Source organism: Paenibacillus endophyticus (assembly GCF_014192395.1).
In the GTDB taxonomy this organism is placed as follows: domain Bacteria; phylum Bacillota; class Bacilli; order Paenibacillales; family Paenibacillaceae; genus Pristimantibacillus; species Pristimantibacillus endophyticus.
In genome coordinates, this window is the sequence record NZ_JACHXW010000001.1 from 328,520 (window position 1) to 354,496 (window position 25,977).

Here is a 25,977-nt window from a genome sequence, read left to right on the forward strand (position 1 = left end):
GATGGACTTTTTACTAGATGCCTCTTTATTTGCCTCGACGCTTCGGATGGTAACTCCGATTCTGCTTGCGGCACTTGGCGGTGCGATATGTGCGCGAGTCGGCTTGTTTAACGTAGGCCTTGAAGGTTTAATCCTGATCGGCGCTTTCTCTGCCATCGTAGGCAACCACTTTACTGGCAATGTATTAGCAGCGGTGTTGATTGCAGTTCTATGCTCGCTTTTATTTTCCATTATCTTCGGGTATATGAGCATCCATCTCAAGGCCAACGTAATCGTAGTCGGTATCGCGCTTAATTTCTTGGCACTTGGCCTCACCACCTTCTCCTTGCGCGCAATCTTTGATGTGAAAGGCGCATACTACAATAAGGATATGGTTGGTTTGCCGAAGTGGGATATTCCGCTTCTCAAAGATATTCCGTGGCTCGGGGATGTGCTGTCAGGGCATTCGCCGCTCGTGTATCTATCGATTCTGCTTGTAATCGGCTTGCAGTATTTCTTATTCAAGACCGTAACCGGCTTCCGGCTGCTTGCTTCAGGGGAGAACCCGACCGCGGCTAGAAGCCTTGGCATTAAAGTGTCAAGGATTCAATACGGCGCAGTGCTCATATGCGGCGTGTTATGCGGACTAGCAGGCGCGCAGCTGTCCCTAGGCAATGTAACGATGTTCACCGAGGGCATGACGTCTGGGCGGGGCTTTATCGCGCTAGTAGCAACCATGCTCGGACAATCCAATCCGATCGGCGTCATGGCTTCAAGCATGCTCTTTGGCTTTATGGATGCGCTCAGCATCCGGCTGCAAGGCTTTGCCTTGCCTACGCATTTCACGATGATGCTGCCGTATATCGTTACGATTATCGCTATGCTGTTTTTCAAAGACAAAGGCTATATCCAGGAAGCACGCAAATCAAACGAAAGCTCCAGGTAGCAGATAAGGAGAAAGACGATGCACAAAAAAGCAGAGCGTTTAAAAAAAGTAACTAGCATTAAGCAAGCGGCGGTTTCGCCAGAGGTTGCGCATCGTGTTCCGCCCGGCCAAACGGTAACGGAACGGTTCCCGATCCTGCATGAGGGAGAAGTGCCCGAATACGACATAAACAGCTGGTCGCTTCGTGTGTTTGGCGAGGTGGAGGAGGAGCGTACGTTCAGCTTCGAGGAGCTGCTTGCGCTTCCGCAGACGAAGACGGTTTGCGATATTCACTGTGTGACGAGATGGTCGAAGCTTGACACGGAATGGGAAGGCATTAAATTCAAGGATTTGATGCAGCTGCTCAAGGTGAAGCCTGATGCCCAATATGCGATGATTCACGCTGACGAGGATTACGATACGAATGTACCGCTTGCGGATTTGCTGGAAGAGAACGTATTGCTCGCGCACCGCTTCGACGGAGAGCCGCTTACAGACAAGCATGGCTGGCCGATGCGGCTGCTTGTTCCCCACTTGTATTTCTGGAAAAGCGCGAAGTGGATCACGGGCATCGAATTCATGAAGGAGGACCGCGAAGGGTTCTGGGAGCGCAACGGCTTCCATAACTATGCGGATCCGTTCAAAGAACAGCGCTTCAGCAGCGAAGAAAATGAAATGCCTGAGGACGAATGGTTGAAGAAGGAGTTTGATTAATAAGATGCTGCCTATATTACAGGTTAATCCAGAAGATTTGCCAGCGTATGCCATCGTGTGCGGAGACCCGCGCCGGGCGGAGCTAATCGCTCAAAAGCTTGATCATGCCAAAGAGCTTGCGTTCGCGCGAGAGTACCGGACGTTCGTTGGCGAATACGAAGGCGTGCGGCTGGCTGTCGTCAGCCATGGCGTAGGTTCCCCAGGCGCGGCCGTATGCTTCGAGGAGCTCATTCGCGGCGGCGTAAAGACGCTTATTCGCGTAGGTACGGCCGGATCTTATTCTGCTGACTATCCCGCGGGCAGTCTAGTGGTAAGCACGGCCGCTGTAAGGGCGGAAGGCTTGACGCATCAGCTGGTGCCTGCCGGTTTCCCGGCAATCGCGGACAGCGAGGTTACGGAGGCGCTTTATGCTGCGGCTCAAGAAAGCGAAGGCATCGTGAAGAAGGGAATTACCGTTACGTTGGATGTTTTTTTCTCGGGAGTCGTTGATATTCCCCATAAGGCGTACAAGCAGTCGGGAGCGATAGCCGTTGAGATGGAAATCGCTGCGCTCTACATTATTGCAACGCTTCGCGGCGCGCGCTCTGGCGCTATTCTAGCGCTGGACGGGTATGCGGATGCTGATTTGGCGGGTGAATACGATCCGCACACCGACCTAGTTGCGAAGGCGGTAGAGCGTGAGATTGACACGGCGCTGCGTGCTGTAGCTAAGCTGGCTTCCGTGTAACAACCTAGCTGATGGGCAAGGGGGACGCATGCAATGGGAGGAACGCTTTTTAAGAAGGAATGGATGATTGGCGATTTGCATCCGCATGTGTTCGCCTATTATTTCAAGCAATGGTCGGATTACGCGATGACCTTTCACACACATGATTCGATCGAAATCATGTATGTGATTTCTGGTGTTTGCGTAATTGGGTTCGAAGGAACGGCGGAAGCAGAAGGCTGCGATATGACGCTTAAAAAAGGCGACTTCGTCATCTTGAACGCCAATACGCCGCATCGGTTAACGGTTGATGAGCGAGGGCCATGCCGTATGCTGAACGTGGAATTTGATTTCAGGGAGCGCCAGGCGGCGTTCCCTTCTATGCGTCAGCTTGCTGTGGAGGACGAATTTGTGGCTGAATTGATCACAGAGCCGTCCTCTTATTTGTTTTTACGTGATCCAAGCGAGGTTTATCAGGTGCTCAAAGGCTTGGTGCTGGAGCTTGACCGAAAAGGGAAAAATCTGAACATGAAAGCGGAGCTGCTCTTTGCCCAGCTGATCCTTGCGATTGCCAGGCTGCGGAGCGAAACGGGTTCAGAGGGCGCGAGTTCCATTGACCGTTACGTGAAACAAGCGATTGAATACATGCACCATAACTATGACCGCGATATTCAAGTCAAAGATATTGCGGCCGCGGTCAGCCTGCATCCCGGTTATTTGCACCGGGTATTCCGGGCGCAGCTCGGCAAAACATTAACCGGCTATTTGACAGAGCTTCGCATGGAGAAAGCCATGATGCTGCTTCGCGAGACAGATATCGCGATTGCTGATATATGCGATTATGTCGGCGTAGGAAGCAGGCAATACTTTCACGCGATGTTTAAAAAGTATACCGACAGCACGCCTATCGCCTATCGGAACTCGCTAAATACGCAAATATGGGATTATCGCGGGCAAAAAAATGCGAATGAAAGTGACGATTTCTGACAAGGAATAGATCATGAAGTCACAATTTTGATAACGCTTCCTTATTATCGTTGTTACAATATAGAGGAGATAGAACGACTCTATTAAACGATAATCGGAGGCTGATTCGCATGTCTGCTTTTAAAATAACTTTCATTGGTGCAGGATCGATCGGATTTACGCGCGGCTTAATGCGGGATTTGCTTGCTGTTCCTGAATTTCAAAACATCGAGCTCGCGTTCACCGATATCAACGCGCATAACCTTGAGATGGTTACCGCGCTTTGCCAGCGTGACATTCATGAGAACGGGCTCTCGATCCAGATTCAATCGACAACGGATCGCCGCGAAGCGCTGAAGGATGCGAAGTACGTAATTTGTACAATTCGCGTCGGAGGACTTGAAGCTTTTGCAACAGACGTGGACATTCCTCTGAAATACGGCGTCGATCAATGCGTAGGCGATACGCTGAGTGCAGGCGGCATTATGTACGGACAGCGCGGCATCGCAGAGATGATGAACATTTGTCGTGATATTCGCGAGGTTGCAGCGGAGGATGTGCTTCTGCTTAACTATGCCAATCCGATGGCTATGATGACATGGGCATGCAATAAATACGGCGGCGTGCGTACGATTGGCTTATGCCATGGGGTACAGGGCGGCCACTGGCAGATCGCTGAAGCATTCGGCCTTAAACAAGAGGAAGTCGATATCATTTGTGCAGGCATCAACCATCAGACATGGTATGTCCAAATTAAGCATAACGGCGAGGATCTGACCGGCAAGCTGCTGGAAGCCTTCGAGAAGCATCCAGACTTTAGCCGTACTGAGAAAGTACGCATCGACATGCTGCGCCGCTTCGGCTATTACAGCACGGAATCGAATGGACACTTAAGCGAGTATGTGCCTTGGTACCGGAAGCGTCCAGAGGAAATTAACGACTGGATTGATCTCAGCTCGTGGATTAACGGAGAAACTGGCGGTTATTTGCGCGTTTGCACGGAAGGACGCAACTGGTTCGAGACAGATTTCCCTAACTGGATGAAGGATCCGGCCAACGAATTCAAAAGCGAGCTGCGCAGCCATGAGCATGGCTCCTATATTATCGAGGGATTGGAAACGGGACGCGTGTATCGCGGACATTTCAACGTAGAGAATAACGGCGTTATCGGGAATCTGCCTAACGATGCAATCATCGAGGCTCCAGGTTATGTGGACCGCAATGGTATCTCCATGCCAACGGTTGGCGATCTGCCGCTTGGGGCAGCAGCGGTATGCAATGTCAGCATATCCGTGCAGCGCTTGGCAGTAGAGGCTGCTATTCATGGCGACGACAAACTGCTGCGTCAAGCGTTCATGATGGATCCGCTTGTTGGCGCTGTCTGCAATCCTAATGAAATTTGGCAAATGGTCGATGAGATGCTTGTGGCGCAGGAGCAATGGCTGCCGCAGTATTCGGAATCTATTGCAGCTGCCAAGAAACGCCAAACGGAAGGCCCGCTGCTTCCTACCCGTGATTACGCAGGTGCAGCGCGCCTGAAAGTGAAGACGGTCGAAGAGATGCAGCAGGACCGTGACGCAGCGAATAAGAACGCTGGCGAATCGGATAAAGGCAAGGAGCGCGTCTAACGCGGCGCGTACTTCAGCTCAATCGGCTCTAGGATAGCTCCGGGAGGGCTCCATGCAGGAGGACCGAACTTCTTGAGATAACCAAGCGTGTTGAGAAAATCTGCAGCAGGCATTTCCTCGTCCATCTTGCGGAAGATTTCCCAGCAGGCGATAACATCGTTAAGCGCCCGATGTCCGCCGATCAGCGGTATGCCGTAACGGTCCGACATATCCTTAAGCGTATGTGGATAGACATGTCGTGCACGGCTGATCGTAAGCGTATCGATGAAGCTGTTCGTAAACGATCTCCCTGCGATGCGTTGCAAGGAATGGTGCAGGAAGCCGAGATCGAAGGCGGCATTATGCGCAATAATAACGTTATCGCCAAGCATGCGGTTTAAGATGCGGAATGCGGTATCCTCATCCATGCCGGTTGCGGTCATTTCATCGGTAATGCCGGTTAGCTCCGTTATCTTGGCTGAAAGCTTGCCATCATAGCGGACCAAGGTGCTGAATTCGCTGGCGATCTCACCGTTCACGCAGCGGATTGCAGCCATTTCAATGACGCGATCCTTCTTCGGATCGAGTCCGCTCGTTTCAAAGTCAATGACGGTATAATCATGTGCATTCATAGCTGTTTCACCACTTTTTCTAGTAATAAGGTAAGGTTCTATACGCATATTATTCGCTAAAAGTGATAAATAACCTTTTATTTCGCGGATGAAACAAGAGACCGGTTTAGGAAAGGGGCATTTGCCTCTCGCTGAGCCCGTCTCTTTTTTTTGCAGAGGCAAAAGGTGCTAAACCCGCATGCAGCAAGCAAATAAGTCGTTTACCTGTTCCAATCAATGGTACGGAACGTATTGGTGTCCGCTGACTCATTAGCTTTCAAGCATAATAATGCACTAAGCAATCCATCTTCGAGCGGTGTTGCGGATTGCTCAAGCCCGCGCATGACCCTCGTGAAGTTAAGAAGCAGCTTCGTGTCCCCTCCGCCATGCCCATCGTAGGCGTTGGCGTCAAGCTGATGGGTTTCCACCCGTGCTTCATGATGCATGAACACCTTCAATTCACTTGTGTACCAATCAAATTCCAATGTGCCTTTGTAGCCGAGCAACCGCGCACCGCGTTTTGCTGCGGCACGCCGGGCGAAGAAGTTTTGCGAATACGACACATGCATGCCGGTATCATAACGAATAAGCGCGCTTCCTGAATCTTCGTTACCGGTGTCTTCGGCGAAGCTGCAATATTTGCCTAATTCATGGTTTAATGAGCTTTCAGGGCAACTGTATTTTTCATCGCAATCCGTACATTGCAATCCTGCTTTTTTATCGCCTTTATAGATCTGTTTCGATTTCATAGCGCATACCGCCGCTGGATGCTGGCCAACCAGATAATTAATGTAATTGAAATCATGCGTAGCCTTCTGCAGGAATAAGCCACCGGTTATCTGTTCATCTCTATACCAATTCTGGTAATATACATTGCCATAGGGAACATTGTTAACGGCTTGGACATGTTCCACCGTACCGATTTTCCCGGAATCAATAATCTCTTTGGCCAGCTTTACCAAAGGTGTGTTCTTCAAAGGAAAGGAGACGACAACCTGTGAATGGGATGCCTCATAGCCAGCTTTTAACCGGAATAGATCATCGTAAGTCGTTGCGACGGGTTTCTCAAGAAACAACGGCAAATTTCTCTTCAGCACCTTTAGAGCGATTTCCGTATGCAGATTACAGCGTGTGCCTACAACAACGCCGTCCAACGTTACGTTATCCAAGAGTTCATCTGCGCACTCGAACCATTGCACCTGTTCTGAATGGTCGAATGTGGCCGACAGCTTAAGCTCTTCCATGCGCGGATCGGCAATGGCGACGATCTGACAACTGGGATCTACCTTTGATAATTGCGTGAATATGCCTTCAATACGAGCGCCGTACCCAATAATACCGATTCTCATCGCATATCATCCTATCTACATGAGTTTTTATGTTTATTGCTTATTTCCGATATGGTACATAAATAGTAACATTCGAAAATGAGGATGTATTTGCGTGTTTCCGTGATAAAGTTGTCATAAATCGATCTATTTTCTGGAGAAGGGGGGATTTAGCCATAGCAGCCTCACATGTTAAACCTCGTAAATTTGTGAGCCGGGAACTGTTGCCGAGTGTACATTGGGCACAGAATCAGTATGTTTTGAGCATGCGCGGAACGACCCGTAGATTATATGATTTTGAATTTATGTATGTGATTGCAGGCGAGATGCGCGTACATTTCAGCAATGAGCCCGATCCGATCACTTACAATGCCGGGGATCTGTTATTTCTGCAGTCGGCTGATTATCATCGGATAGAAATTACATCTGCGCCAGGCGCGCAATTGCTGGGCATTCATTTTGACTTTTACGATGAGCTGGATATCGGAAACGACCTCGGCGTCATTGTCGATGAACAGGCGGTACACGATGATCAATTCTGTTTCCTGCCGGTTAACGGACAGGGAGATGCTATATTTGCCCGCCGCTATACTTCTATTCCTCAGGAGATTGTGCGTTGGATGGATAGCATTAAGGATGAGTTTATGTCCGCAAGGCCAGAATTCGAAACGGTATGCAGAGGTTTGATGCTGCTTATTATTACCGCACTAATGAGACATCAAGAGAAAATCGTGAGGGTAACCTTGCCTGCCTATGACAAGGCGCTTCATGAATTGACAAAGGAACTGCATCAGAATATGCATATGCAATGGTCTAATTCAGCAATGGCGCATCGTCTTAATCTAAGCGAGGATCATTTCATTCGCTTGTTCAAAGAAACCTTCGGGACAACACCGTACCAGTATTTACAGCGAATTCGCCATCATGAAGCTATTAAATATTTGCGAGAGTCGGATTTGAAGATCGAATATATCGGCACGCTCGTGGGATATAAAGACCTTCATCAATTCAGTCATGTATTCAAAAAATGGCAAGGGGTTTCACCAGAGATGTATCGGAGGATGTGCAATATTTTATGATAAAGGCACGCTTCCCAGAAGGGTATGTCATAATCTTCCTGCGGCTATTCCGATACGGGAGACATTTGCTTTCTAACTCATGTCTAGTGTATTGACTCGCCGATATCGAGCGGCTATAATCGCGATATATAAACCAGATGTGAGTCAGACTGAAGGTCCGTACTTTTTTGCTTAAGTAAGGGAGGCAGCAACTATCGCATATCGATTATCGCAACTCAACCAAATCGGCATTCCTCCGCTCTTAGACGGGATTGATAGTGATGAACAGTGGACAACGAAGATTACAGACATTCGGAAAGTATGGTTGGATTACATTGGCGAGGTGCCATCCAAGGTACCTGTTCGCTTGCAAAGGATATCAGAGAGCAGGGAATCAGGTTATGTTCGGCACCATATCGAATACGACACGGTGTACGGGGACTGGATTACCGCTTATTTACTCGTTCCGATTGTAAACGGTTCCAATGATTCTCCCAAGCCAACGTTTCCCGCTGTTATTGCGATGCATCCCACCATAGCGCAAGGAAAAGATGACATTGCTCTAGTAACTGGTAGAAAGAATCGCATGTATGCAATCGAGCTCGTGCAGCGCGGGTATGTGGTGCTTGTACCGGATGCATTGACAGCCGGCGAACGGGTCTATCCAGGCCAATCGGCATTCAACAGCCAACCCTTTTATGAACAGCATCCAGAATGGTCTACCATCGCCAAAAACATAACGGATCATATTCAAGGGATTGAGGTGTTATGCTCCCTTGAAGTGGTGAATCCACACGCAATTGGAGCGCTTGGACATTCATTCGGGGCATACAATGCCTATTTCTTGGCTGGGATAGATAAGCGGATCAAGGCTGTGGTGTCCAGCTGTGGCTTTAGCCCTTTTACAGGTGATCCCAACCCAGAGCATTGGACGTTCCGAAGCTACCCCTACACGCATATTCCCAAAATATCGGCAGACTTGTTGCAGGATCAGATTCCATTTGAATTTCATGAAATTGTAGCTTTATGCGCACCTACGCCATTCTTTAGCTATGCGGGTCAAGAAGATCATATTTTCCCGCACTGGAAATGCATCGGGGAAGGGATGCTGGAGCTTAAAAAGCTTTATCGCTGGTTAGGCAAAGAGGACCAGTTTCAGTCATGGATGGGTTCTGGCGGTCATGATTTTCCAGAAGGGATGCGCATGCTTGCATACTTATTTTTGGATCATTGGTTGAAGACGGTTGGCCAAGATGGGTCGAAAGCATAATGTAGACAGCATAACCAATAAGCAACAACGATTCATTCAGGGAGAATAAGATGAAAAATAAACACAGCCGCAAGACGTTTCGTTTGCGGCAGGATGAGATGCTGCAGCAATTAAGAAACGAGATTATTACGGGGAAGAGGGCAGAAGGACAATATTTGCCTTCCGAGAAGAGCCTATCTGACCAGTTTGGCCTCAGCAATAAAACCGTGCGTACGGTGCTGGATGCATTAGTCGATGAGCAATTAATTGAAAAGCTGCCACGGGTAGGCAATCGAGTCGTGAATCTGGGGGAACGGCAGAAGATGACCATAAAGCTCGGCCATCATGGCACGACCTTGCTGGAAGCGGGGTTAAGTGACCTGCTCGCTGCTTTTCATAACGAATATCCCCATATTCAAGTCCAAGATGTAACCCTTCCCGCTCATAGTCCGGACGTCATGAAGCCCTACATGGACTATGGCATGATTGATGTGATGACGTTAAATGATTCTGAATTTCAGGATTTTGTTGAAACGAATAGCGGAAGCTATCTGGCTCCTCTGGAGGAAATGCCGGATATGTATCCCTTTCTGACGGATGTTTTTAGGGTCAACGGGGAATTGCTCTCTCAACCTTTCATGTTTAGTCCGGCCATTCTATGTTACAACCGTAACCATTTCGAACTGGAAGGCTTGTTAGAGCCTGACGGCAGCTGGGACTGGGACGAATTGTTCGATGCGGCCAATCAATTGAATATCGACAACGAACGTATCGGGTTCCATTTTTCCGTGTCTCAACGAAACCGTTGTGCCGTATTTCTGCTCCAGAGTGGGGCGATATTCGAGAAGCGCTCCGATGGTTGCGTTAAGCTTTGCGGAACAGCCATGATGGAGGGCATCCGATATTATAAGGACATGATTGCTAACCGAATGACATCGCTCCTGCCCAAGCAGGATACGAACTTCCATGCAGAGGAGCTATTCGCGCAAGGTAAAATTTCGATGATGATTACGACTTATTTGAGTCTAAACCGCATTCGCGAGTCGGGCATCGATTATGATGTGGCACAGCTCCCGCATCTAAAAGTTCCTGCGACGCATTTGATTTCCATTGGACTTTCGGTGAATAAGCAATCGCCTCATGTGGAGGCTGCGCGGGTTCTTGTTGATTTTCTGACCAGCCATAAGGCGCAGCTATTGATCCGTCAGAAGACATTAAGCTTGCCCAGCTTGAAAACGGCGGCGGAATGGGCAGGTCATGAGGATGGATACAGACCTGCCCGTTTTAACATGTATCGCGAAATCATTCCCACGTTTCGATACAACAGTGAGCTTGGTCTTACGGAAAGCGAGTGGAACCTATTTTTCAACGAAGCTTTGACCTATTGGTCCGGGCTGGAGACAGAGGCATCGTTCTGCAGCAGAGTCGAAGCGCTGCTCTAGCCTAAACGGCATGTAAACGTGAGCTGTCTCAAGGGAAATGCTTTCGCGCCAGACAGAAAGAAAGAAGGGAGGATGCGGCGCAGCTGGCGGGAATTTTGATGGATATGCCTGAAGTAGATGCGAATCGCGTTGGGGCCATAGGCGGTTCACAAGGCGGAGGGCTTGCGCTGGCTTGCGCAGCATTAGAGCCGCGAATTAATAGGGTGGCTCCCGTATATCCTATTTTATGCGACTATCAGCGGGTTTGGGAGATGGATCAAGCTAAGGACGCATACCTGGAGCTTCGAACCTATTTCCGCAACTTTGATCGACAGCATATCCAAGAGGAAGAAATATTCACCAGGCTGACAAGATATGAGCTTAAGATGGAGAAGCATTAATCCGGAGCGTCGCTCTGTGATTAAGCTTCTTTTATTTTTAATTACGAAATTTGTTTCGTCCTACATTTTCAAGTCAAGGCTGTAACCTTAAACGAGAGAACAATGAACTAAAACAAAGAATAGGTTTCCTACAGCTTGCCATATGGGGGGCTAGTGGCTAATTTGAGCAAGAGAGCGCTTTCTTGCCTGAGGGGAATACGGAATCGATATGATAAAATAAATAAAAAGAAAACGTTATCCAGTTGATGTACAACGGGGGATGCAGCAGATGGGGAATCGGACCAGATTTTGGACCAAATTAAACCTTTTTAAAGGTGCACCGCTATCTCCTGAGAGCAAACTGAGCAAAAATGCCGTCACGGCACTGCTTATTCATTGCTGCTTTCAGTTCGGGGCATCCATGTCAGGCTTGTTTTTGAATTTATATTTATGGCGGTTAACGCAGGATTTGATGATCAACGGAATTTACAACATTATCGTATTTTTACTCACACCGCCTGCATTCGCGCTTGGCGGGTGGATTGCCAAGCGTCGTGACCGAATGGTTACGTACCGGCTCGGCATCGTGATGATCGCGGTCTTTTATTTGATGGTCGTCATTGCCCAGGAGCATGTCGCGCAATATTACATACTGTTTGCTATTTTCAACGGAGTCGCTGCCGGCTTGTATTGGACCGGTTACTTAGTCATTCAATACGATGTCTCAACCGAAGCGAACCGCATTCGTTTTCTTGCGATCAATATGATCGCGTTTAATGCTTCCGGGCTTGCCGGACCTGCGTTAGCCGGGTTCATCATTCAGCGCAGCGAAGGCTTGCAGGGGTATGTCATTATCTTTTCCATGGCGTTTATTATGTTCCTGATCGCCGCGATTGTGAGCTTCCGCATTCCGATGATTCAATCCCATCACAAAGCGTATTATTTGAAATTCATGGGGCTTGTTATGAACAAGAACCGGCGATGGATGAAAGCATTGTTTAGTTTTTTCGTGCTCGGCCTATTCCAGGGCATTATGCTTTTTTTGCCTAATATCATGCTTTTCCAAACGGTCGGACGCGAAGATTGGGTCGGGTACTTAGGCGTGTTTTTCTCCTCGCTTACCGTTGCTACCGGTTATGTCATATCAAGAAAAGCGCAGAAAGAGCAAGTACGCAAATATGTGCTGCTCTCTACGACAGGCGTGGCACTTGGTTCGTCGCTGCTGCTTGTCCAAGTTGAATTTTGGTCAGTCGCCATATTTATGATTTTGTTCTCCATCTGCAACCCGCTCGCTGTCAATACGCTGACTTCTTATTATTACCGCTTAATCGGCACGCTGCCGTTGAAAGGGCAGCTTCGCGTAGAGTCTGTGGTCATGCGGGAGCTCTTCCTTAATGTCGGGAGAGTGTTGTCCATTACACTGCTTATCTTTCTAGCCAAGGATTTGGAATCGATATGGATGCCTGTCGTACTCTTCGCAATGGCCGTGCTGCAATATATTTCGGTGCTATTGATTAAAGAGGAGCCATGCTCGGAAAAAGCACTATAAATAAAGCGTGTCAATCGCCTCTGCTGCCGGCAACGAGAGCAGAGGCTTTTTGCTGTCCTGCTGCTGTCCTGCTTCTGCCCTGCCCGCAGAAAGGCTGAGAATATTTACACAGGAATGCAGTGAAAATTTAAAGTACTGCTGCTTTGGGAGCTGAACCAGCCAAAAGCCTGAAATAGGTTCAGCCTGAATTCAGGGGGCTTCTGCTGAATAAGTCAGGAAACTTTGCAGCAGCTCGCGAAGTTGTGCGGGATTGCCAAGCATAGGCAGATGACCAGTATTCATGCTTTGCACGGCATGAGGTTCCAGATTGGCAATCATTTTATTTTGCATGGCGGGGCTGAGCTCCTTGTCATTGCTTAGCTTCACATACAGCTTTTTCACCGGAGGCACTGGCGAATCAGAACGGTCTAGATATACGCGCAGAGACTCAGGGATATATCCGTCTATAAGCTCGGCTGCCTGCTCCTCTGTTAGATCATGGCATATTCCGGCGCGAATGGCCGATTTGGGAGGCCTGGTTCCTATCATCCGCAGGAGGGCATGCATCAGAATTCTATTCGGCATCGGGAGTGTCGAGAGGAATGAATTGCCCTTGCTTGGAATAATGGCGCCAATTGCTATAAAACCTGCAATGCGCTCCTTGAACGCTTCTGCTAATCGAAGGGCAAGCACACCTCCTAAAGAATGGGCAACGAGTATGAATCGCTGAATGCCCCATTGCTTGATTTGCTCATGCATATACGCCGTATAATCCGCCAAAGTTAGCTTGTTCCCTGCATCATGACGACCGCTTCGATTCGGATAATCAACGAGTAAATAAGGATATCCGAAACTCTCCACCGTTTTACTCCAGATCCCGCTGTTCAAACCGGCCCCATGGATGAATACGAAACCAACTTCTTGCGGCAAGCCATCGATCTTATTCATGTGTATTCCCCCCACTAATCTATCGTTTGGATTGGTGCTGCACTTATATCCTATCCTTCAAATAAGACAGATATTGTCTTGTTTACAAATTAAGCTAAAATAAAAGGAGTGAAAGTGAGGGTTGCCTTTGCAGAAGTCGCAGCGGCTTATACAATTAATGATGATTGTTAATGCGAGAAGATCATTCACGGTGCAGGAGCTAGCCGATGAATTCGGTATATCCACTCGCACGATTACGAGGGATTTGCTCGAGCTAAGCGAGCTTGGCGTGCCTGTCTATTCCGTACAGGGACGTGGTGGCGGATATAGGCTGCTGCGGGAGCGATTGCTTCCGCCGATCAGCTTCACGGAAAGCGAGGCCGTTGCCATGTTTTTTGCCGGACAGTCCTTGGATTATTTCAGCTCGCTTCCGTTTGGAGAAGGGGCGAGCTTGGCACTCCATAAGTTTTATCATTACTTGCCCGCGGATATGAAGGAACATATCGACCAGCTGAGAAATAGAGTCGCACTCTATAGCCCTTACCGGGAAATGTCCCCCATTATATTGCAATCTCTCCTTCAAGCGATTATGAATCGAAGCGTTGTATCGGTGTCATATCGTTCCAGCAACGGTGAGAGTCTGCGTGATATTCAACCTATTGGACTGTATGCGAGCTCTGGTTACTGGTATTGCCCAGCGTATTGCTTCTTACGAGATGAGATCAGGCAATTCAGAGCGGATCGGATGACTTTTGTGGAAATGAACCCGAATATCGAAAGTCGTGAAGAAATTGAACAGCTGACGCTGCTGGATAAACCGGATAAGCGTCTGCTTGAACAAACGCTGCTGAAGCTGGAACTAACGCAGCAAGGAGTTTGGCAGCTGGAAACGAATACGCGCTTTGCGCCCTTTATTAGCCGAAATGAAGATGGGAGCGGTACGGCTGCGGTACCAATTGCCTTAGAGGATCTGTCATTCTACATCGAGCTGATCTGGTCGCTGGGGGTGAAAGCCAAAATTGTCGCGCCTGCAGAAGGGATAGCTTCAATGGCTCAGAAGATTAGGGACATGCATGAATTATATCATTCATAACGAGCAAAGGATGAATCGAGCTGTGAAAGCGGCGGACAGCTGCACGCTCATGGGCTAACCGAAGATAAGTGTTCGCGTTTAGGCGTAGGGGATGGTTCATCTAGTAATTAATGCAATAAAGTAAATGAAAAAACATTGGCTATCTAGTATAATCAAGGCATACGGTAAATCCTTGCATAAGTTGGTGCCCAGAGTGAGTATGCTATTGGATATGAAGACGGTTATGGTCTTGATAGTATTTGGACATGTTTTTTCGGTTATTCTCATCAGCGCCTATTGGCGTACCCATATGAAAGATCACATGCTGAGCATGTTTCTAATCGCTAAAGGTACGCAAGTCCTTGCTTGGCTGGTGATCGTCATGCGGAACGGCATTCCGGATTTGTTAACGATATCGCTGACAAACTCGCTGCTCTTTATCGGTTTCTCGCTGGAAACAACGGCGATGCTGAAGCTTCAGCATCGCTTCAGTCATTCGATCCGAATGTTATACCTTATGCTGACGATCCTTATCATTGCCGCTTTTCATATCGTTTTGTTCACAAGCAATCATGAGAATGTAAGAATTGCAGTGGCTTCGATTGGAATAGCATTGTTTATGGCGGTACCAGCCTATATATTGATCCGCTCACAGAATCCGTCGTTTATTAAGAGAATAATCGGCTTGCTGTATGTTTCCATTTTGGCAGCGCTGCTCGGAAGAGCGTTCTTTGCGCTTGGTACGCATGAAATGATCGGCATGTTCACGCCAAGCCTCTATCAGACCTTTACGTTTCTGTCGTTATTTTTAATTATGTTCATCGGCAACATTGGCTTTGTTCTTCTTCTGAAGGAACAGGCGGATCAAGAGCTGGTAAGGCTCGCTAATTATGATGATTTGACGGGTGTTCTCAACCGAAGGACGTTTATTTCATTTTCCATGCGAATAATTGCCGAGCACGCTAGAAGAGGCGAGCATTTGTCTCTCGTACTGTTTGACATTGACCATTTCAAGAAGATTAATGATACCTATGGGCATGTAATCGGCGACCGCGCGCTGCAGCAGCTGTCTGCGCACATAGGCTCCCTGCTGCGCAGCAAGGACTGCTTCAGCCGCTACGGCGGTGATGAATTCGCTATTCTGCTGCCAGAGACGGATGAGTACGAAGCCGACCAACTGGTGGAAGCATTAAGGCAGTCCACCATGCAGCTACTTGTTCCCGAGATGGCGAGCAGGCTATCTATAAGCCTAGGCGTTGTTACCGTCATTCCGACGGAGCAAACGAAGCTGGAATCACTTTACAAGCTTTGTGATAAAGCGTTGTACACTGCCAAGGATAACGGGCGAAACGGGGCTGCCCGCATGGAAACAGCAGCAATGATAGGCTGAACCTTTTCTTTAATGACTGCTAATAGACCGATGTTTGCGCTTGGCGCTGACGTCGGTTTTTTGCGTTCTTTACACCATTAGTATAAATGTTAAGGAAATCTTCATGTTTTCTTTAGTGTTACATTACGTTTGCTAGAGCTGTCTTATCTATACTTAAAGTGAAAGAAAGGCGAACCTATTTGCCTAAATAGAAGGAGATGCTGGAGAGATGAGAAGTACGCCAGTTATTGCAATTAAACAACTATCCAAAATATATGGAAGCAGTCCTGCAAATCAGTTCTATGCGTTAAAAGATGTTTCCTTCACGATGCAGGAAGGCGAATTCATTGGCATAATGGGAGCCTCCGGCTCAGGCAAGACTACGCTGCTTAATGTCATTTCAACATTGGACAATCCAACGGAAGGGACGATCAGCATTGCGGGTACGGATATTACCCGCATGAAGTCGGGGGAGCTCTCGGATTTTCGCGCCAAGCAGCTCGGATTTATTTTTCAAGACTTTAATCTGCTGGACAACTTAACCGTATACGAGAATATTGCACTGCCGCTTTCTCTTCAAAACATGGCTGTCTCTCAAATGAAAAGCAAGGTGAACGAGGTCATGGAGAAGCTTGGCATATCTCTGATCGCCGATAAGTATCCGGCCATGATCTCCGGAGGGCAAAGGCAGCGTACCGCAGCCGCCCGCGCGCTCGTGCATAAGCCGGCTTTGCTGCTTGGCGATGAACCGACTGGCTCCCTTGATCTGAAAAATGCAGTCAGCCTGCTTGAGACGATGAAGCGCTTGAATGAAGAAGATCGAATTTCAATTTTAATGGTTACGCATGATGCGTTCAGCGCCAGCTATTGCGGGAAAATTGTATTTATTCAAGACGGTCGGCTGGTTCAGGAGCTGCACCGCACCGGCAGCCGGGAAGTATTCTACAAGCAAATATTGGATGTGCTCGGCGACTATGGCAAGGCGGCTGCATCGGCGGCAAGTCCAATTTTTGAGGCTTCCTATGCTCAGGAGAGGCGCTGAGGTGGACTTATGTTAATCAAGTTAGCATTGTCAGGCATGAAGAGCAGAGCCAAGGATTATATGATCCTTTTAGCGGGACTGGTCATGTCGATCTCTATCTTTTATATGTTTCAGACGATGGCTTGGAACCGCAGCTTTACGGAAGCGAATGCTGTCATTGATTCTATACAGCTCGTCTATATCATGGGTTCATTTCTGTTGTCGGCGATTACGCTTTTTTACATTTTGTACGCAAATGGATTTCTTCTTTCGCTGCGCCAGCGTGAGTACGGCTTATATCTGGTGCTTGGCGCTAGAAAAAGCAAAATTCGGTCGCTTATGTTCATCGAGACGATTGCGGTCGGGATCCTTTCGTTAGGAATAGGTCTAACGCTAGGTTTTGGTTTGTCCGCTTTAGTCGGTAGGCTGATGGCTGCGCAGCTTCAAGTAACCTTGACTGGTTACCACGCCATATATGGGCCTGCTGTTTTATTCACCGTTGTTTTCTTTGTCGTATTGTTCGGCTTGTCAGCGCTTTGGAACCAATTGAAGCTTGCAAGGCTTCAAGTTCTGCAGCTCGTGCATGATCATTCACAAGCTGACCAGTTGTGGAAAAGTAGCGTGTGGAAGAGAGTGCTTGGTGTTCTTGGGCTAATTGCTTTAGGACTTGGATATTTTTCTTTAACCTTCATGGAGCAGCTGCGGGAGATTGGACTGTTTACCGCTACGTTCATGACACCAATCGGTACCTACCTTTTGTTTATGGTGCTGCTGCCGCCGTTTGTGGCGATGCTGAAAAATCGCAACAGCTTGCGGGGCATACGAGCCTTTACCTTCGGACAATTAAGCTTCAGGATTAACGGGTTGACGAAGCTGCTGGCGACGGTTGCGATGCTGATTGCCCTTGGAGCGGGCGCCATTGCTGGAGGAATGGCTTTTATAAACGATGCAAAAATAAAAAGCGAGAGCTACAGCGTATATGATATTATTGTCCATGATCCGCTGCCAGAGGAAGAAAAGGTGCTTAACGCCATTCCGTTTATGGATCGGCTGCAATATCGCTACAAGGTTGAGCATGGGAAGCTCTATTATGCGCGTGCCGATCTAGAGAAGCAAAGGCCGCTCATTCAATCGCAATCGATGCAAGGGAAGAAGGATGCGGACCAATTAATCCGCATAACGGAGAAGCTTCCTGTCGGAGAGGCAGGTTCCGAAGCGGCTAGCAGCGCGGAATGGGATTCCTTTCTGTGGACGATCGCTCCCGATCAGTCCATGGATTATCTTATTCTCGAAGAAGATAAATTCGAAGCGATACCGGTTGAGGCAAAATCCATCGTCATTGGCAAAACGAATGACTTTTTAGCCCATCGTGCTTCTTGGGCAGCACTTGATGAGCTGAGCATAAGCAAGCATAAAGATGGTTACATGCCATGGAGCAAATTTCAATATTATCAGAATACAATGGGCAACGCGAGCGGAACTTTCTTTATGGGCTTTTTCCTCGGCATCGCCTTCTTGGCTATGATGGCAAGCTGTCTGATGTTCAAGGTGCTCTCGGGCGCTGCTAAGGACATTCTACGTTATGAAATGCTGAGTAAGATCGGCGTGAGACGCGAGAAGCTGATACGCTCGATTTATCAGGAGCTCTTCCTGGTCTTCCTTTTTCCGGGTATCGCAGGTGTACTGCATGTCCTTGTCGGCATGAGGCTGTTCGCCTTTATCCTTGAGGAGCCTTATTATAAGCTATGGATACCGCTAGTCTTGTTTGCTGTTATTTATTTCGTCTATTATATGCTGACTGTTAAGCTATATCAGAATCTAGTACTGGCAGGACGCAAGAAAGCTGTCGTATAAAATATAAATAGGAAGAAGCTGTCCGAGTAAAATTCGGACAGCTTCTTATTTTCTTGAAATATAGGAAAGTATATGATTTCGCCATCCTTTCTCTATATTTCTCGGTATGAAACGCGCTGCGTCGCCAAAGGATGGCGACAGCCGTTTCACCTTGGGACATGACATTCGCCATCTTGCAACTTCTCTCGACTTTTTGCGTCTAATTTCTGACACAGAAATATTTGGGAGGCGATAGAATGAAACGAATAAGCTCATACCTGTTCGTTTTTCTATTTATCATAGCAGGATGCAGCAATGAAAAGGAAATTGCTTCCGTTGCCGTAATCGACCAACAGGCGACTAATACCGTAAAGCAAACGATCAAAATGCCGAAGGATATGCCAAGCACCTTCGATTTCATGGTCCGTTACGGCTACGGTACGGTTAATAAAAACGAGGTTAACACCTTTCAAGGCACGATAACAAAGGACTTAATCGCGAACGGAACGGCGACGACGTCAATGAAGTTTACCAAGGAAGAGCTGCGCAGCATTTATAATAAAATGAGAGAAATAGATATCATGAGCGGGAAGAAGCTGGAGACCGAAGTCAAAGGCTGTGAAACCGTCCCTTATAATGAAGATATTTGGGAAGTCAATGTAAATGGGAAAACTGTAACGATGTCTTGGACCGATCGGTATTGCAGCCAAACGCTCGAAGCTGAGCAGCTGCTGGAGCTGCGCCAATTCGTGGATCTAATCGTTCAGGAGCGAACGGAATATAAAAACTTGCCTGAATCCGAAGGCGGCTATGAATAACAGGGACATGCTCATCATAATGGCCATTGCTTTGATAGGAATAGGGAATGGACAGGCTTTGATGAAGCAGCGCATACCCGTGGGCACTAACTTATTCATGCAAGACAATCATCTATAAGGTTTCTACAATCCCCGCAAATAACAGCAGCCCTGACTGGAGATCTTGAACGGCGAACATAAAAGGGCGGTTGATATCCATCTCAAAGGTTTTGCTCGGCGGAGCGCCCCCAGCATCTATGCCTATCTTCGTAATGGCAGCAGCTTCCGTGCCGCGTTCGGATACGTCAATGACCGTTTTATGCAGGATGTGGTTAATATATAAATCTTTGCCGTCAGCTGTATCAGCCATTATGCTGAAGTCGGCACTGTTGCGGTCGAAAGGCAGGTTCATGCCCATCGCCTTTAAGGCTTGGGTAAGATCAAGCTGGTTTTCTATTCGGAATTTCGGCATAGTGAGCTTTCCTTGAAACGAATCAAAGCGTTTGGTCCAGAAATGGTCTTGTGACAGCAGCTGTTCAACTAAAACGGTATGGTCTGCATTTGGCTGGGGAAGCACGACGAGCATCCCCATCTGTTCATCTCCATAAGGCAGCCGAACGGCTTGATAGTCGGCCGTCTCCTCGTATTCATATACTTGTTGCTGATGCATATAAGAAATTGGAGACGTATCTCCGTCAGCGTTCGTAAAGCTCCCCAATTTGGTTTGTTCAGGTTTAAAGGGTTCTTTCCATGTTCCGTTGAAATAAAGCGCATTAATCAGTATCAGCCTCGCAACTTCCGGAATCGGTTTATCGATAATGGTCGGGATCAGGCCGTTCGTTTGCTTGTTCACCCATTTGTTGATTTCTTTTCGAACGGCTGGTTCGGTTAGATCACGCTCATTCAACTGGGCAGCATAGGTATCCTTCACTCGTCCGATATAGTCCTCTCGAAAGGGCCAGCCCTTTTGGAGCCAAAGGGAATTGGCGTTGGTCAGCTTGATGCCGGGGCCTGGGTGACGAAGAAGCTCGTTTAGCTTTTGTTGTCCTTTATTTATCTCATCGCGGGAGAGTTTATCAATAAGCATAGTGCTCGCCATTTGGTCAAATGTGGCGCCACTAGCCCCATTAAGGGCCATAGCTAACGCTTGAGTTAAGCTAATGGGAGAGACGGTTACATTTTTACCTTTGTTAGAAACGTAGACTTGCTTCATGACAGACAGGCCGAACGCGTTCGCGGCTGTCGCGACCCGAGTATCTGCTTGGCTAGCTAACTGGGCACGAGCCTTTGTCGTAATCGTCTTTTCCGTGTTTTGGCCGCAGGCTGTAAGGAGCAATGCAGCGGTAATAGCAATGAATTTTATTGCGCGTACCATGAAATATCCCCCATTTAATGAAATCGTTACCTATACAACGAGCAGCAGTGCGGGAATGTTGCTGCACAAGATTGCGATTTATTCTATCCATGCACAGTAAAGAAAAATGATTAACGAAGCAACGTATTGTTAATTTTTTGTTCTTTGCGCCCGGAAGACCTCATTTCTTATACAATAAGAGCATTCGGTTCATTCAGGAGGCCAAGCAAATGGGGGCATTTTCAAAGGAAGAAAAAAGCTGGATGTGGTACGATTGGGGCCATTCTGCCTACTCGATTATCATTTCAACGGCCGTGTTCCCGCTTTTTTATAAAGCGGCTGCCGAGGACGCAGGCGTTAGCGCAGCGAATTCTACGGCTTACTTGGGATATACGATTGCGATCTCGACGTTTATCCTTGCTTTGTTAGGGCCGATCTTAGGTACGATTGCCGATTACCAAGGCTTCAAAAAAACGTTTTTTGCCGGCTTCAGCATGCTTGGCATCATCGCTACCGCGCTGCTTACGTTCATTCCGAATGATAACTGGTTGCTGCTGCTCGTCTGTTATATGTTCATTGCGATCGGCTCGGCGGGCTCTAATGTGTTCTATGACGCATTCCTCGTGGACGTCACCGACGACACGCGGATGAATAAAGTGTCTGCCCGCGGATTTGCAATTGGGTATATGGGGAGCACGATACCATTTATCATCAGTATCGCGATCATTCTTTTAGCTCAGCAAGAGGTTCTGCCGATATCCGTCACGGCAGCGAGCCAGATTGCGTTCTTCATAACGGCCCTTTGGTGGGGCGTATTCACTCTGCCGATGCTCCGCAACGTACGCCAGAAGCATTACTTGAACCGCGAGCCTCGAATCGTCGCGAACAGCTTTAGGCGCCTTTACGAGACATTAAAGCAAATCAAGCAGCATCGCGCGATCTTCTTGTTTTTGCTCGCTTATTTTTTCTATATCGACGGCGTCGGGACGATCATCACGATGTCTACCGCCTATGGAACCGATCTCGGCATCGAATCGACGGACCTGCTTATCATATTATTCGTCACGCAAGTAGTTGCAGCTCCGTTCGCGATGTTGTACGGGCGTCTAGCTGATCTGTTTTCTAGCAAAATCATGCTGTATGTCGGTATTTGCGTTTATATCATCGTATGCATCTACGCCTATTTCATGAAATCGGCATTCGACTTCTGGGTGCTGGCCATGCTGGTTGCCACCTCGCAAGGCGGCATTCAGGCGCTGAGCCGGTCTTACTTCGCACGGATGGTGCCTAAGGAGAATGCGAACCGGTTTTTCGGGTTTTATAATATTTTCGACAAGTTCGCTTCGATTATAGGTCCGCTTCTTGTCGGGGTAACCGCGCAGCTTACCGGCCACACGAGCATGGGCGTATTCAGCCTCGTCATCCTGTTTGTCGTAGGGATCGTCATTCTTATGCGAGTGCCGGAACCGGGAGCATGAAAAAAAACCGCCCGCGCTAGCAAAGGGGGAACGGTTTATTTTCCATTATCTTACCTGCTGTTTTAGGCTGTCCTGCCCAATGAAACAATCGAATAAAGATCGTTTTTTATTTCTGTATGGAATACTTTAAATGAACAATATTGCTGTTCGTTTGTTTGCCATCCCATTCCGTATAAAGGAGTGCTTTGCCGGAAGGGCTCCAAGCCGTCACTGCATTGTCGACATCTACCGCAAGCGAGGTGGACTTGCCGGTTAACATATCGTAGACATAGAGCCCTTTTATGGTCGTTCCGTTTACGTCCGCCTTCTCGCTGTACGCAATCATCCGCTGATCCAGCGACCATGAAACTCCGCCGAGCTCCGTGCCTTCTGCGATCGTTTCTTGATTTTTTCCGTCTGCGTCGCTTAGAATCAACTTGCTTTTGGTGCCATTAGTTTGCAATACGAGCAATTGATTCCCATCGGGCGAGGAGACTACGCGATAAACATGGTCCATACCCAAGCTTCTCTTTTCCTTCGTAGTCAGGTTCAGCACCATTAAGGATTCATCGGTTTGGGTAGTGTAATAAATCTTATCGTTTATCTTCTCAACGATAACCAACGCTTCCTCATCCAAGCCTGCGAGCGGAGCGATGCTCCCTGACGTACTTGCCGTGTAGGCGCCGCCGCTGTAAGCTGCACCAATAATTGTTTTTCCGTCCGCCCATTTGGCACTGACGGCTCCTCCGATAGTCCCCCCACTAATTGCGAATGAGTCCAACGTTTCGAGATTCAGCACATGATAGACAGGGTCGCCTAAATCGAATAGTTGATACAGCAAATGCTTTTTATCGGAAGATAAGGTCGCATCGCCTAAAAATGCGTTTTCCTGTTCCTTTATCAGCTCGTATTGTTTGGTTTTCAGATTGTACCGATACAAGCTTTTAGGATAGGAATCCGACAATTCTTCCAGCTTCATTTTGTCCAGCGACGTATTTTCTTTGGAGACGATGACGGTTTCCTCATCGATCCAGTCAGTAAACGCCACATTTTCAAATGGTTCTATTTTTTCAACGGAAACATCTGGCTCGCCGGTCTCCTTGCCGTCATCCTCAATGACCGTTATCGTTTCGCCGGGCTCTTTGATAATCACCCTGCTATTCGTATCTTCCGCGCTGCAGGCTGCAGTGAGAACAAGCAATGCTGCTGCAAATCCCATTATGGCTGTTTTTGTTTTCTTCATCATGATCGCCTCCTCGATACCTACAATATCAAGAAATTGTACCCAAAATACAAACGAATGTTTCCAAGATGTAAACAAATGCATCGAAAAAACACATGCATAGCTCGGTTATGTTGGCTTATAAACGGGAAAAGAAATTCTGAATACGGTTCCTGTCCTATCCGTCCTCACAAGAGCGATAGTGCCTCCTTGTAATTCGGCATATTGTTTCGCAAGCGAAAGGCCAAGCCCTGCGCCGCCATTTTCCCGGGACCTGTTTTTATCGACGGTGTAGAATGGCTCGAATATCTTGTGAACCACTTCTTTTGGAATGCCAATGCCCGAATCGGCGATTTCAATGATAACCTGTCCGTTCTTGCAATCATTTTTCACCACAATATGGCCATTCGCCTTATTGTATTTAATGGCGTTATCCAGAAGATTGACGAGCACAATGGTCATGGAGTCTTTATCAGCTTCCACATAGGCCTCGGTTAAATCCGTTTCCAACCGCAAACCAAACTTTTCCAGCTTGCCTCTCAGGCTGTTCAGCACGAATTCAATCGCTTGCTGGATGTCGACCTTTTCCTTGTGGAATTCAAAATCATATTTTTCCAAGGAGGCCAATTGCAAAACCTTTTCCACCATTTCATACAACCGCTGCGTTTCGCTTTGGATATTCGTTTTTGCCGTTTCGAGCAGCTCCTCATCATCCGGATACATCTGGAGCAGATCGATATACGCTTTAATAGATGTTAACGGCGTTTTAAATTCATGAGTAACGCTGCCAATAAACTGCTTTTGCTGCTGATCAAGCTCGGATAATTTACGGACCGCCATCGTCAGCTTTTCGCGTTCCAGATCCTTATCCCGCATCGTTCTCATAATCTGCTCGCTCATATCACGAATTCCTTCGCTCAGCTCGCCGATTTCATCCCTTCGTGCAAGCGTGTCGGTCTCGAAATGTCCCTCCCGAATCCGATCCACCGCAGCGTTCAGCCTGATAATTTTACTGGCGAATGAGTTGAAATAAAAATAAGCGAGCAGAAAGCTGAGCAAAAACACACCTGTCCCAATATAGATGAACATTTGCTTGATCTGGTTGTAAAAGGCAATGTTTTTTGCAAGGGAGTAATTGAACTGTACAACCCCGACCTGCTCATTGCCTGTTTTTAGCGGGGTCATGTAATACATCGAATCGTTGTTCGTCAAATAGGCTGTTTTATTGTTTAGCGCAAAGGCTAACGTTTTGCTTATGCTGCCGGATGTGCTGTTCGATTGATCTTTATTGATGATAATCCCTTGCTGGTCATACAAGACGACCGAATGACCGCTAATCAATTCCAATTGACCCGCAAAATCCTTTCCTTTCTCAGCGAGAAAGGTTTGAGGCACTTTATTGGGCTCGGCCATAAGGCTCTGGATAAAATAGACGTTTGCGGTTGCGCCTTGCTGGGACAAATACTGCTCAACCTCAAGCTGTTGGTTTTTTTGAATGCCTTCCAGTACCAGCAAGCTTAAAATGAAAACGGTAAGGAGCAATAGGGCGGCCAAAAAAATGCTGAATTTAATTTTTATGCTGATTCTCACCGTAACCTCCCGAAGCTTTATAGCCGACGCCATGAACGGTTTGTATCATTTCACTACTGGCCGGACCCAGCTTTTTTCTGACTCTCTGTACATGAATATCCACGGTACGCGTACCGCCTATATAATCCATGCCCCATACCAAATCCAATAGCTGCTCCCTCGTATAAACCCTGTCGGGGCTGGATACCAGCAGCGCGAGCAGATCGTATTCCTTAGGTGTCAAATCAAGCTTGTTGTCGCCTGCCCAAGCCGCTCGCTTACTTGCGTGGAGTATGATTGGACCCAGCTTAATCTCGTCAAGCGCTTGCTTTTCTCCGGCAGCCTGCATTCTTCTCAGCAGTGATCTTAACCGTGCAAGCAGCTCACGCATATCAAAAGGCTTTGTAATATAATCGTCTGCTCCCAGCTCCAGCCCTAAAATTTTGTTGACGATATCCTCTTTGGCAGTGAGCATGATCACGCCGATGCGGCCTTTATTTTGCAGCCTCTTTAAAATGTCATAACCATCCATGCCGGGAAGCATGACATCCAAAATAATGGCATCCGGCCGAAAGGCATGTAATCTATCCATGGCTTCTGCCCCGTGATTTACGACCTCGACGGTATAGCCTTCTCTTCTTAAGGCGTAGGCAATGGCGTCCGCGATTTTTTTTTCGTCTTCAATAACCATCACTTTTTCGTTCATCGAATCACCAACCCATTCTTTCTGCATAATTACAGTCTATCATCCCCAGATTTGGATCGAAAGTTGAAAGGCAGCCGATTTATGTTCGAGGATTAGAAAAATTTCACAATTGGCTTCGTTCCTTACCCCCACAAACGAAATAAGAAATCCGAAACTAGTTTATAGAGAAAGCGAAGGG

The 25,977-nt window shown here is 47.7% G+C and carries 22 protein-coding genes and 1 pseudogene; 16 read left to right on the plus strand and 7 right to left on the minus strand.

Annotation, left to right across the window (positions count from 1 at the left end; genetic code table 11):
• Position 1 precedes the first annotated feature (1 nt).
• From FHS16_RS01465 to FHS16_RS01485, 5 genes are all read left to right on the plus strand, one after another.
• The gene (locus FHS16_RS01465; protein WP_183557880.1) at positions 2-925 is read left to right on the plus strand and encodes an ABC transporter permease; all 924 of its coding nucleotides are present in this window, start codon (positions 2-4) and stop codon (positions 923-925) included.
• A gap of 18 nt (positions 926-943) precedes the next feature.
• Positions 944-1,618, plus strand: a complete 675-nt coding sequence (locus tag FHS16_RS01470; RefSeq protein WP_183557883.1) for a sulfite oxidase-like oxidoreductase — start codon at positions 944-946, stop codon at positions 1,616-1,618.
• A 4-nt stretch (positions 1,619-1,622) separates the two neighbouring features.
• A complete protein-coding gene (locus tag FHS16_RS01475; RefSeq protein WP_183557887.1) occupies positions 1,623-2,345 on the plus strand; it encodes a nucleoside phosphorylase in 723 nt (240 codons plus the stop codon).
• A 33-nt stretch (positions 2,346-2,378) separates the two neighbouring features.
• Entirely contained in the window at positions 2,379-3,311 is a 933-nt protein-coding gene (locus tag FHS16_RS01480; RefSeq protein ID WP_183557890.1) for an AraC family transcriptional regulator, read from the plus strand.
• A gap of 110 nt (positions 3,312-3,421) precedes the next feature.
• Positions 3,422-4,918: an alpha-glucosidase/alpha-galactosidase gene (locus FHS16_RS01485; RefSeq protein ID WP_183557892.1), complete on the plus strand. Its 1,497-nt coding sequence runs from the start codon at positions 3,422-3,424 to the stop codon at positions 4,916-4,918.
• On the opposite strand, the gene FHS16_RS01490 is transcribed toward FHS16_RS01485, so the two are convergent.
• Together FHS16_RS01490 and FHS16_RS01495 are read right to left on the minus strand one after the other, a co-directional pair.
• Positions 4,915-5,529, minus strand: a complete 615-nt coding sequence (locus FHS16_RS01490; protein WP_183557895.1) for a 3'-5' exonuclease — start codon at positions 5,527-5,529, stop codon at positions 4,915-4,917. The two genes, FHS16_RS01485 and FHS16_RS01490, sit on opposite strands and share 4 nt — an antisense overlap.
• Positions 5,530-5,729: 200 nt before the next feature.
• Positions 5,730-6,857 (minus strand): Gfo/Idh/MocA family protein, encoded by a 1,128-nt coding sequence (locus FHS16_RS01495; RefSeq protein WP_183557898.1) that lies wholly within the window; start codon positions 6,855-6,857, stop codon positions 5,730-5,732.
• Positions 6,858-7,102: 245 nt separating this feature from the next.
• Here FHS16_RS01495 and FHS16_RS01500 point away from each other — a divergent pair, with 245 nt between their 5' ends.
• The 5 genes and pseudogenes from FHS16_RS01500 to FHS16_RS01520 all read left to right on the plus strand — a co-directional run bounded on the left by FHS16_RS01500 (position 7,103) and on the right by FHS16_RS01520 (position 12,493).
• Positions 7,103-7,915 carry a helix-turn-helix transcriptional regulator gene (locus tag FHS16_RS01500; RefSeq protein ID WP_183557901.1) on the plus strand — a complete coding sequence of 271 codons (813 nt, stop codon included), beginning with the start codon at positions 7,103-7,105 and terminating at the stop codon, positions 7,913-7,915.
• Positions 7,916-8,219: 304 nt separating this feature from the next.
• Complete coding sequence (locus tag FHS16_RS01505) at positions 8,220-9,164, plus strand: dienelactone hydrolase family protein (protein WP_183557904.1); 945 nt, start codon at positions 8,220-8,222, stop codon at positions 9,162-9,164.
• A 50-nt stretch (positions 9,165-9,214) separates the two neighbouring features.
• Positions 9,215-10,585, plus strand: coding sequence for an extracellular solute-binding protein (locus tag FHS16_RS01510; RefSeq protein ID WP_183557907.1), 1,371 nt, complete (start codon positions 9,215-9,217; stop codon positions 10,583-10,585).
• A 23-nt stretch (positions 10,586-10,608) separates the two neighbouring features.
• Positions 10,609-10,932 (plus strand): annotated as a pseudogene (locus FHS16_RS01515) (acetylxylan esterase); the annotation flags it as partial.
• Positions 10,933-11,233: 301 nt separating this feature from the next.
• Complete coding sequence (locus tag FHS16_RS01520; protein ID WP_183557913.1) at positions 11,234-12,493, plus strand: MFS transporter; 1,260 nt, start codon at positions 11,234-11,236, stop codon at positions 12,491-12,493.
• A gap of 189 nt (positions 12,494-12,682) precedes the next feature.
• Here FHS16_RS01520 and FHS16_RS01525 read toward each other — a convergent pair whose 3' ends face one another.
• On the minus strand, positions 12,683-13,420 hold the full coding sequence (locus tag FHS16_RS01525) for an alpha/beta fold hydrolase (RefSeq protein WP_183557916.1): 738 nt from the start codon (positions 13,418-13,420) through the stop codon (positions 12,683-12,685).
• A gap of 121 nt (positions 13,421-13,541) precedes the next feature.
• On the opposite strand from FHS16_RS01525, the gene FHS16_RS01530 reads away from it, so the two are divergent.
• From FHS16_RS01530 to FHS16_RS01550, 5 genes are all read left to right on the plus strand, one after another.
• Entirely contained in the window at positions 13,542-14,492 is a 951-nt protein-coding gene (locus FHS16_RS01530) for a helix-turn-helix transcriptional regulator (RefSeq protein WP_246431526.1), read from the plus strand.
• Positions 14,493-14,691: 199 nt separating this feature from the next.
• On the plus strand, positions 14,692-15,861 hold the full coding sequence (locus FHS16_RS01535; RefSeq protein WP_246431558.1) for a GGDEF domain-containing protein: 1,170 nt from the start codon (positions 14,692-14,694) through the stop codon (positions 15,859-15,861).
• Between the two features lie 208 nt (positions 15,862-16,069).
• Positions 16,070-16,882, plus strand: a complete 813-nt coding sequence (locus FHS16_RS01540) for an ABC transporter ATP-binding protein (RefSeq protein ID WP_183557922.1) — start codon at positions 16,070-16,072, stop codon at positions 16,880-16,882.
• A gap of 9 nt (positions 16,883-16,891) precedes the next feature.
• A complete protein-coding gene (locus FHS16_RS01545) occupies positions 16,892-18,715 on the plus strand; it encodes an FtsX-like permease family protein (RefSeq protein ID WP_183557924.1) in 1,824 nt (607 codons plus the stop codon).
• A 236-nt stretch (positions 18,716-18,951) separates the two neighbouring features.
• Entirely contained in the window at positions 18,952-19,512 is a 561-nt protein-coding gene (locus FHS16_RS01550; RefSeq protein WP_183557926.1) for a hypothetical protein, read from the plus strand.
• Between the two features lie 112 nt (positions 19,513-19,624).
• On the opposite strand, the gene FHS16_RS01555 is transcribed toward FHS16_RS01550, so the two are convergent.
• Positions 19,625-20,866 (minus strand): serpin family protein, encoded by a 1,242-nt coding sequence (locus tag FHS16_RS01555; RefSeq protein WP_183557928.1) that lies wholly within the window; start codon positions 20,864-20,866, stop codon positions 19,625-19,627.
• 209 nt (positions 20,867-21,075) lie between these two features.
• On the opposite strand from FHS16_RS01555, the gene FHS16_RS01560 reads away from it, so the two are divergent.
• Entirely contained in the window at positions 21,076-22,323 is a 1,248-nt protein-coding gene (locus tag FHS16_RS01560; protein ID WP_183557931.1) for an MFS transporter, read from the plus strand.
• Positions 22,324-22,429: 106 nt separating this feature from the next.
• Here FHS16_RS01560 and FHS16_RS01565 read toward each other — a convergent pair whose 3' ends face one another.
• From FHS16_RS01565 to FHS16_RS01575, 3 genes are all read right to left on the minus strand, one after another.
• On the minus strand, positions 22,430-23,548 hold the full coding sequence (locus FHS16_RS01565; RefSeq protein WP_183557933.1) for a TolB family protein: 1,119 nt from the start codon (positions 23,546-23,548) through the stop codon (positions 22,430-22,432).
• Positions 23,549-23,653: 105 nt separating this feature from the next.
• The gene (locus tag FHS16_RS01570) at positions 23,654-25,114 is read right to left on the minus strand and encodes a sensor histidine kinase (protein ID WP_183557936.1); all 1,461 of its coding nucleotides are present in this window, start codon (positions 25,112-25,114) and stop codon (positions 23,654-23,656) included.
• The gene (locus FHS16_RS01575; protein ID WP_376769642.1) at positions 25,092-25,826 is read right to left on the minus strand and encodes a response regulator transcription factor; all 735 of its coding nucleotides are present in this window, start codon (positions 25,824-25,826) and stop codon (positions 25,092-25,094) included. The genes FHS16_RS01570 and FHS16_RS01575 overlap by 23 nt, the downstream gene beginning before the upstream one ends.
• Between the last annotated feature and the right edge of the window lie 151 nt (positions 25,827-25,977).

Coding starts and splice junctions, on each gene's coding strand:
- FHS16_RS01465 (WP_183557880.1), top strand. CDS start 2: ATGGACTTTTTACTAGATGCCTCTTTATTTGCCTCGACGCTTCGGATG.
- FHS16_RS01470 (WP_183557883.1), top strand. CDS start 944: ATGCACAAAAAAGCAGAGCGTTTAAAAAAAGTAACTAGCATTAAGCAA.
- FHS16_RS01475 (WP_183557887.1), top strand. CDS start 1,623: ATGCTGCCTATATTACAGGTTAATCCAGAAGATTTGCCAGCGTATGCC.
- FHS16_RS01480 (WP_183557890.1), top strand. CDS start 2,379: ATGGGAGGAACGCTTTTTAAGAAGGAATGGATGATTGGCGATTTGCAT.
- FHS16_RS01485 (WP_183557892.1), top strand. CDS start 3,422: ATGTCTGCTTTTAAAATAACTTTCATTGGTGCAGGATCGATCGGATTT.
- FHS16_RS01490 (WP_183557895.1), bottom strand. CDS start 5,529: ATGAATGCACATGATTATACCGTCATTGACTTTGAAACGAGCGGACTC.
- FHS16_RS01495 (WP_183557898.1), bottom strand. CDS start 6,857: ATGAGAATCGGTATTATTGGGTACGGCGCTCGTATTGAAGGCATATTC.
- FHS16_RS01500 (WP_183557901.1), top strand. CDS start 7,103: ATGCGCGGAACGACCCGTAGATTATATGATTTTGAATTTATGTATGTG.
- FHS16_RS01510 (WP_183557907.1), top strand. CDS start 9,215: ATGAAAAATAAACACAGCCGCAAGACGTTTCGTTTGCGGCAGGATGAG.
- FHS16_RS01520 (WP_183557913.1), top strand. CDS start 11,234: ATGGGGAATCGGACCAGATTTTGGACCAAATTAAACCTTTTTAAAGGT.
- FHS16_RS01525 (WP_183557916.1), bottom strand. CDS start 13,420: ATGAATAAGATCGATGGCTTGCCGCAAGAAGTTGGTTTCGTATTCATC.
- FHS16_RS01535 (WP_246431558.1), top strand. CDS start 14,692: ATGCTATTGGATATGAAGACGGTTATGGTCTTGATAGTATTTGGACAT.
- FHS16_RS01540 (WP_183557922.1), top strand. CDS start 16,070: ATGAGAAGTACGCCAGTTATTGCAATTAAACAACTATCCAAAATATAT.
- FHS16_RS01545 (WP_183557924.1), top strand. CDS start 16,892: ATGTTAATCAAGTTAGCATTGTCAGGCATGAAGAGCAGAGCCAAGGAT.
- FHS16_RS01550 (WP_183557926.1), top strand. CDS start 18,952: ATGAAACGAATAAGCTCATACCTGTTCGTTTTTCTATTTATCATAGCA.
- FHS16_RS01555 (WP_183557928.1), bottom strand. CDS start 20,866: ATGGTACGCGCAATAAAATTCATTGCTATTACCGCTGCATTGCTCCTT.
- FHS16_RS01560 (WP_183557931.1), top strand. CDS start 21,076: ATGGGGGCATTTTCAAAGGAAGAAAAAAGCTGGATGTGGTACGATTGG.
- FHS16_RS01565 (WP_183557933.1), bottom strand. CDS start 23,548: ATGATGAAGAAAACAAAAACAGCCATAATGGGATTTGCAGCAGCATTG.
- FHS16_RS01575 (WP_376769642.1), bottom strand. CDS start 25,826: ATGCAGAAAGAATGGGTTGGTGATTCGATGAACGAAAAAGTGATGGTT.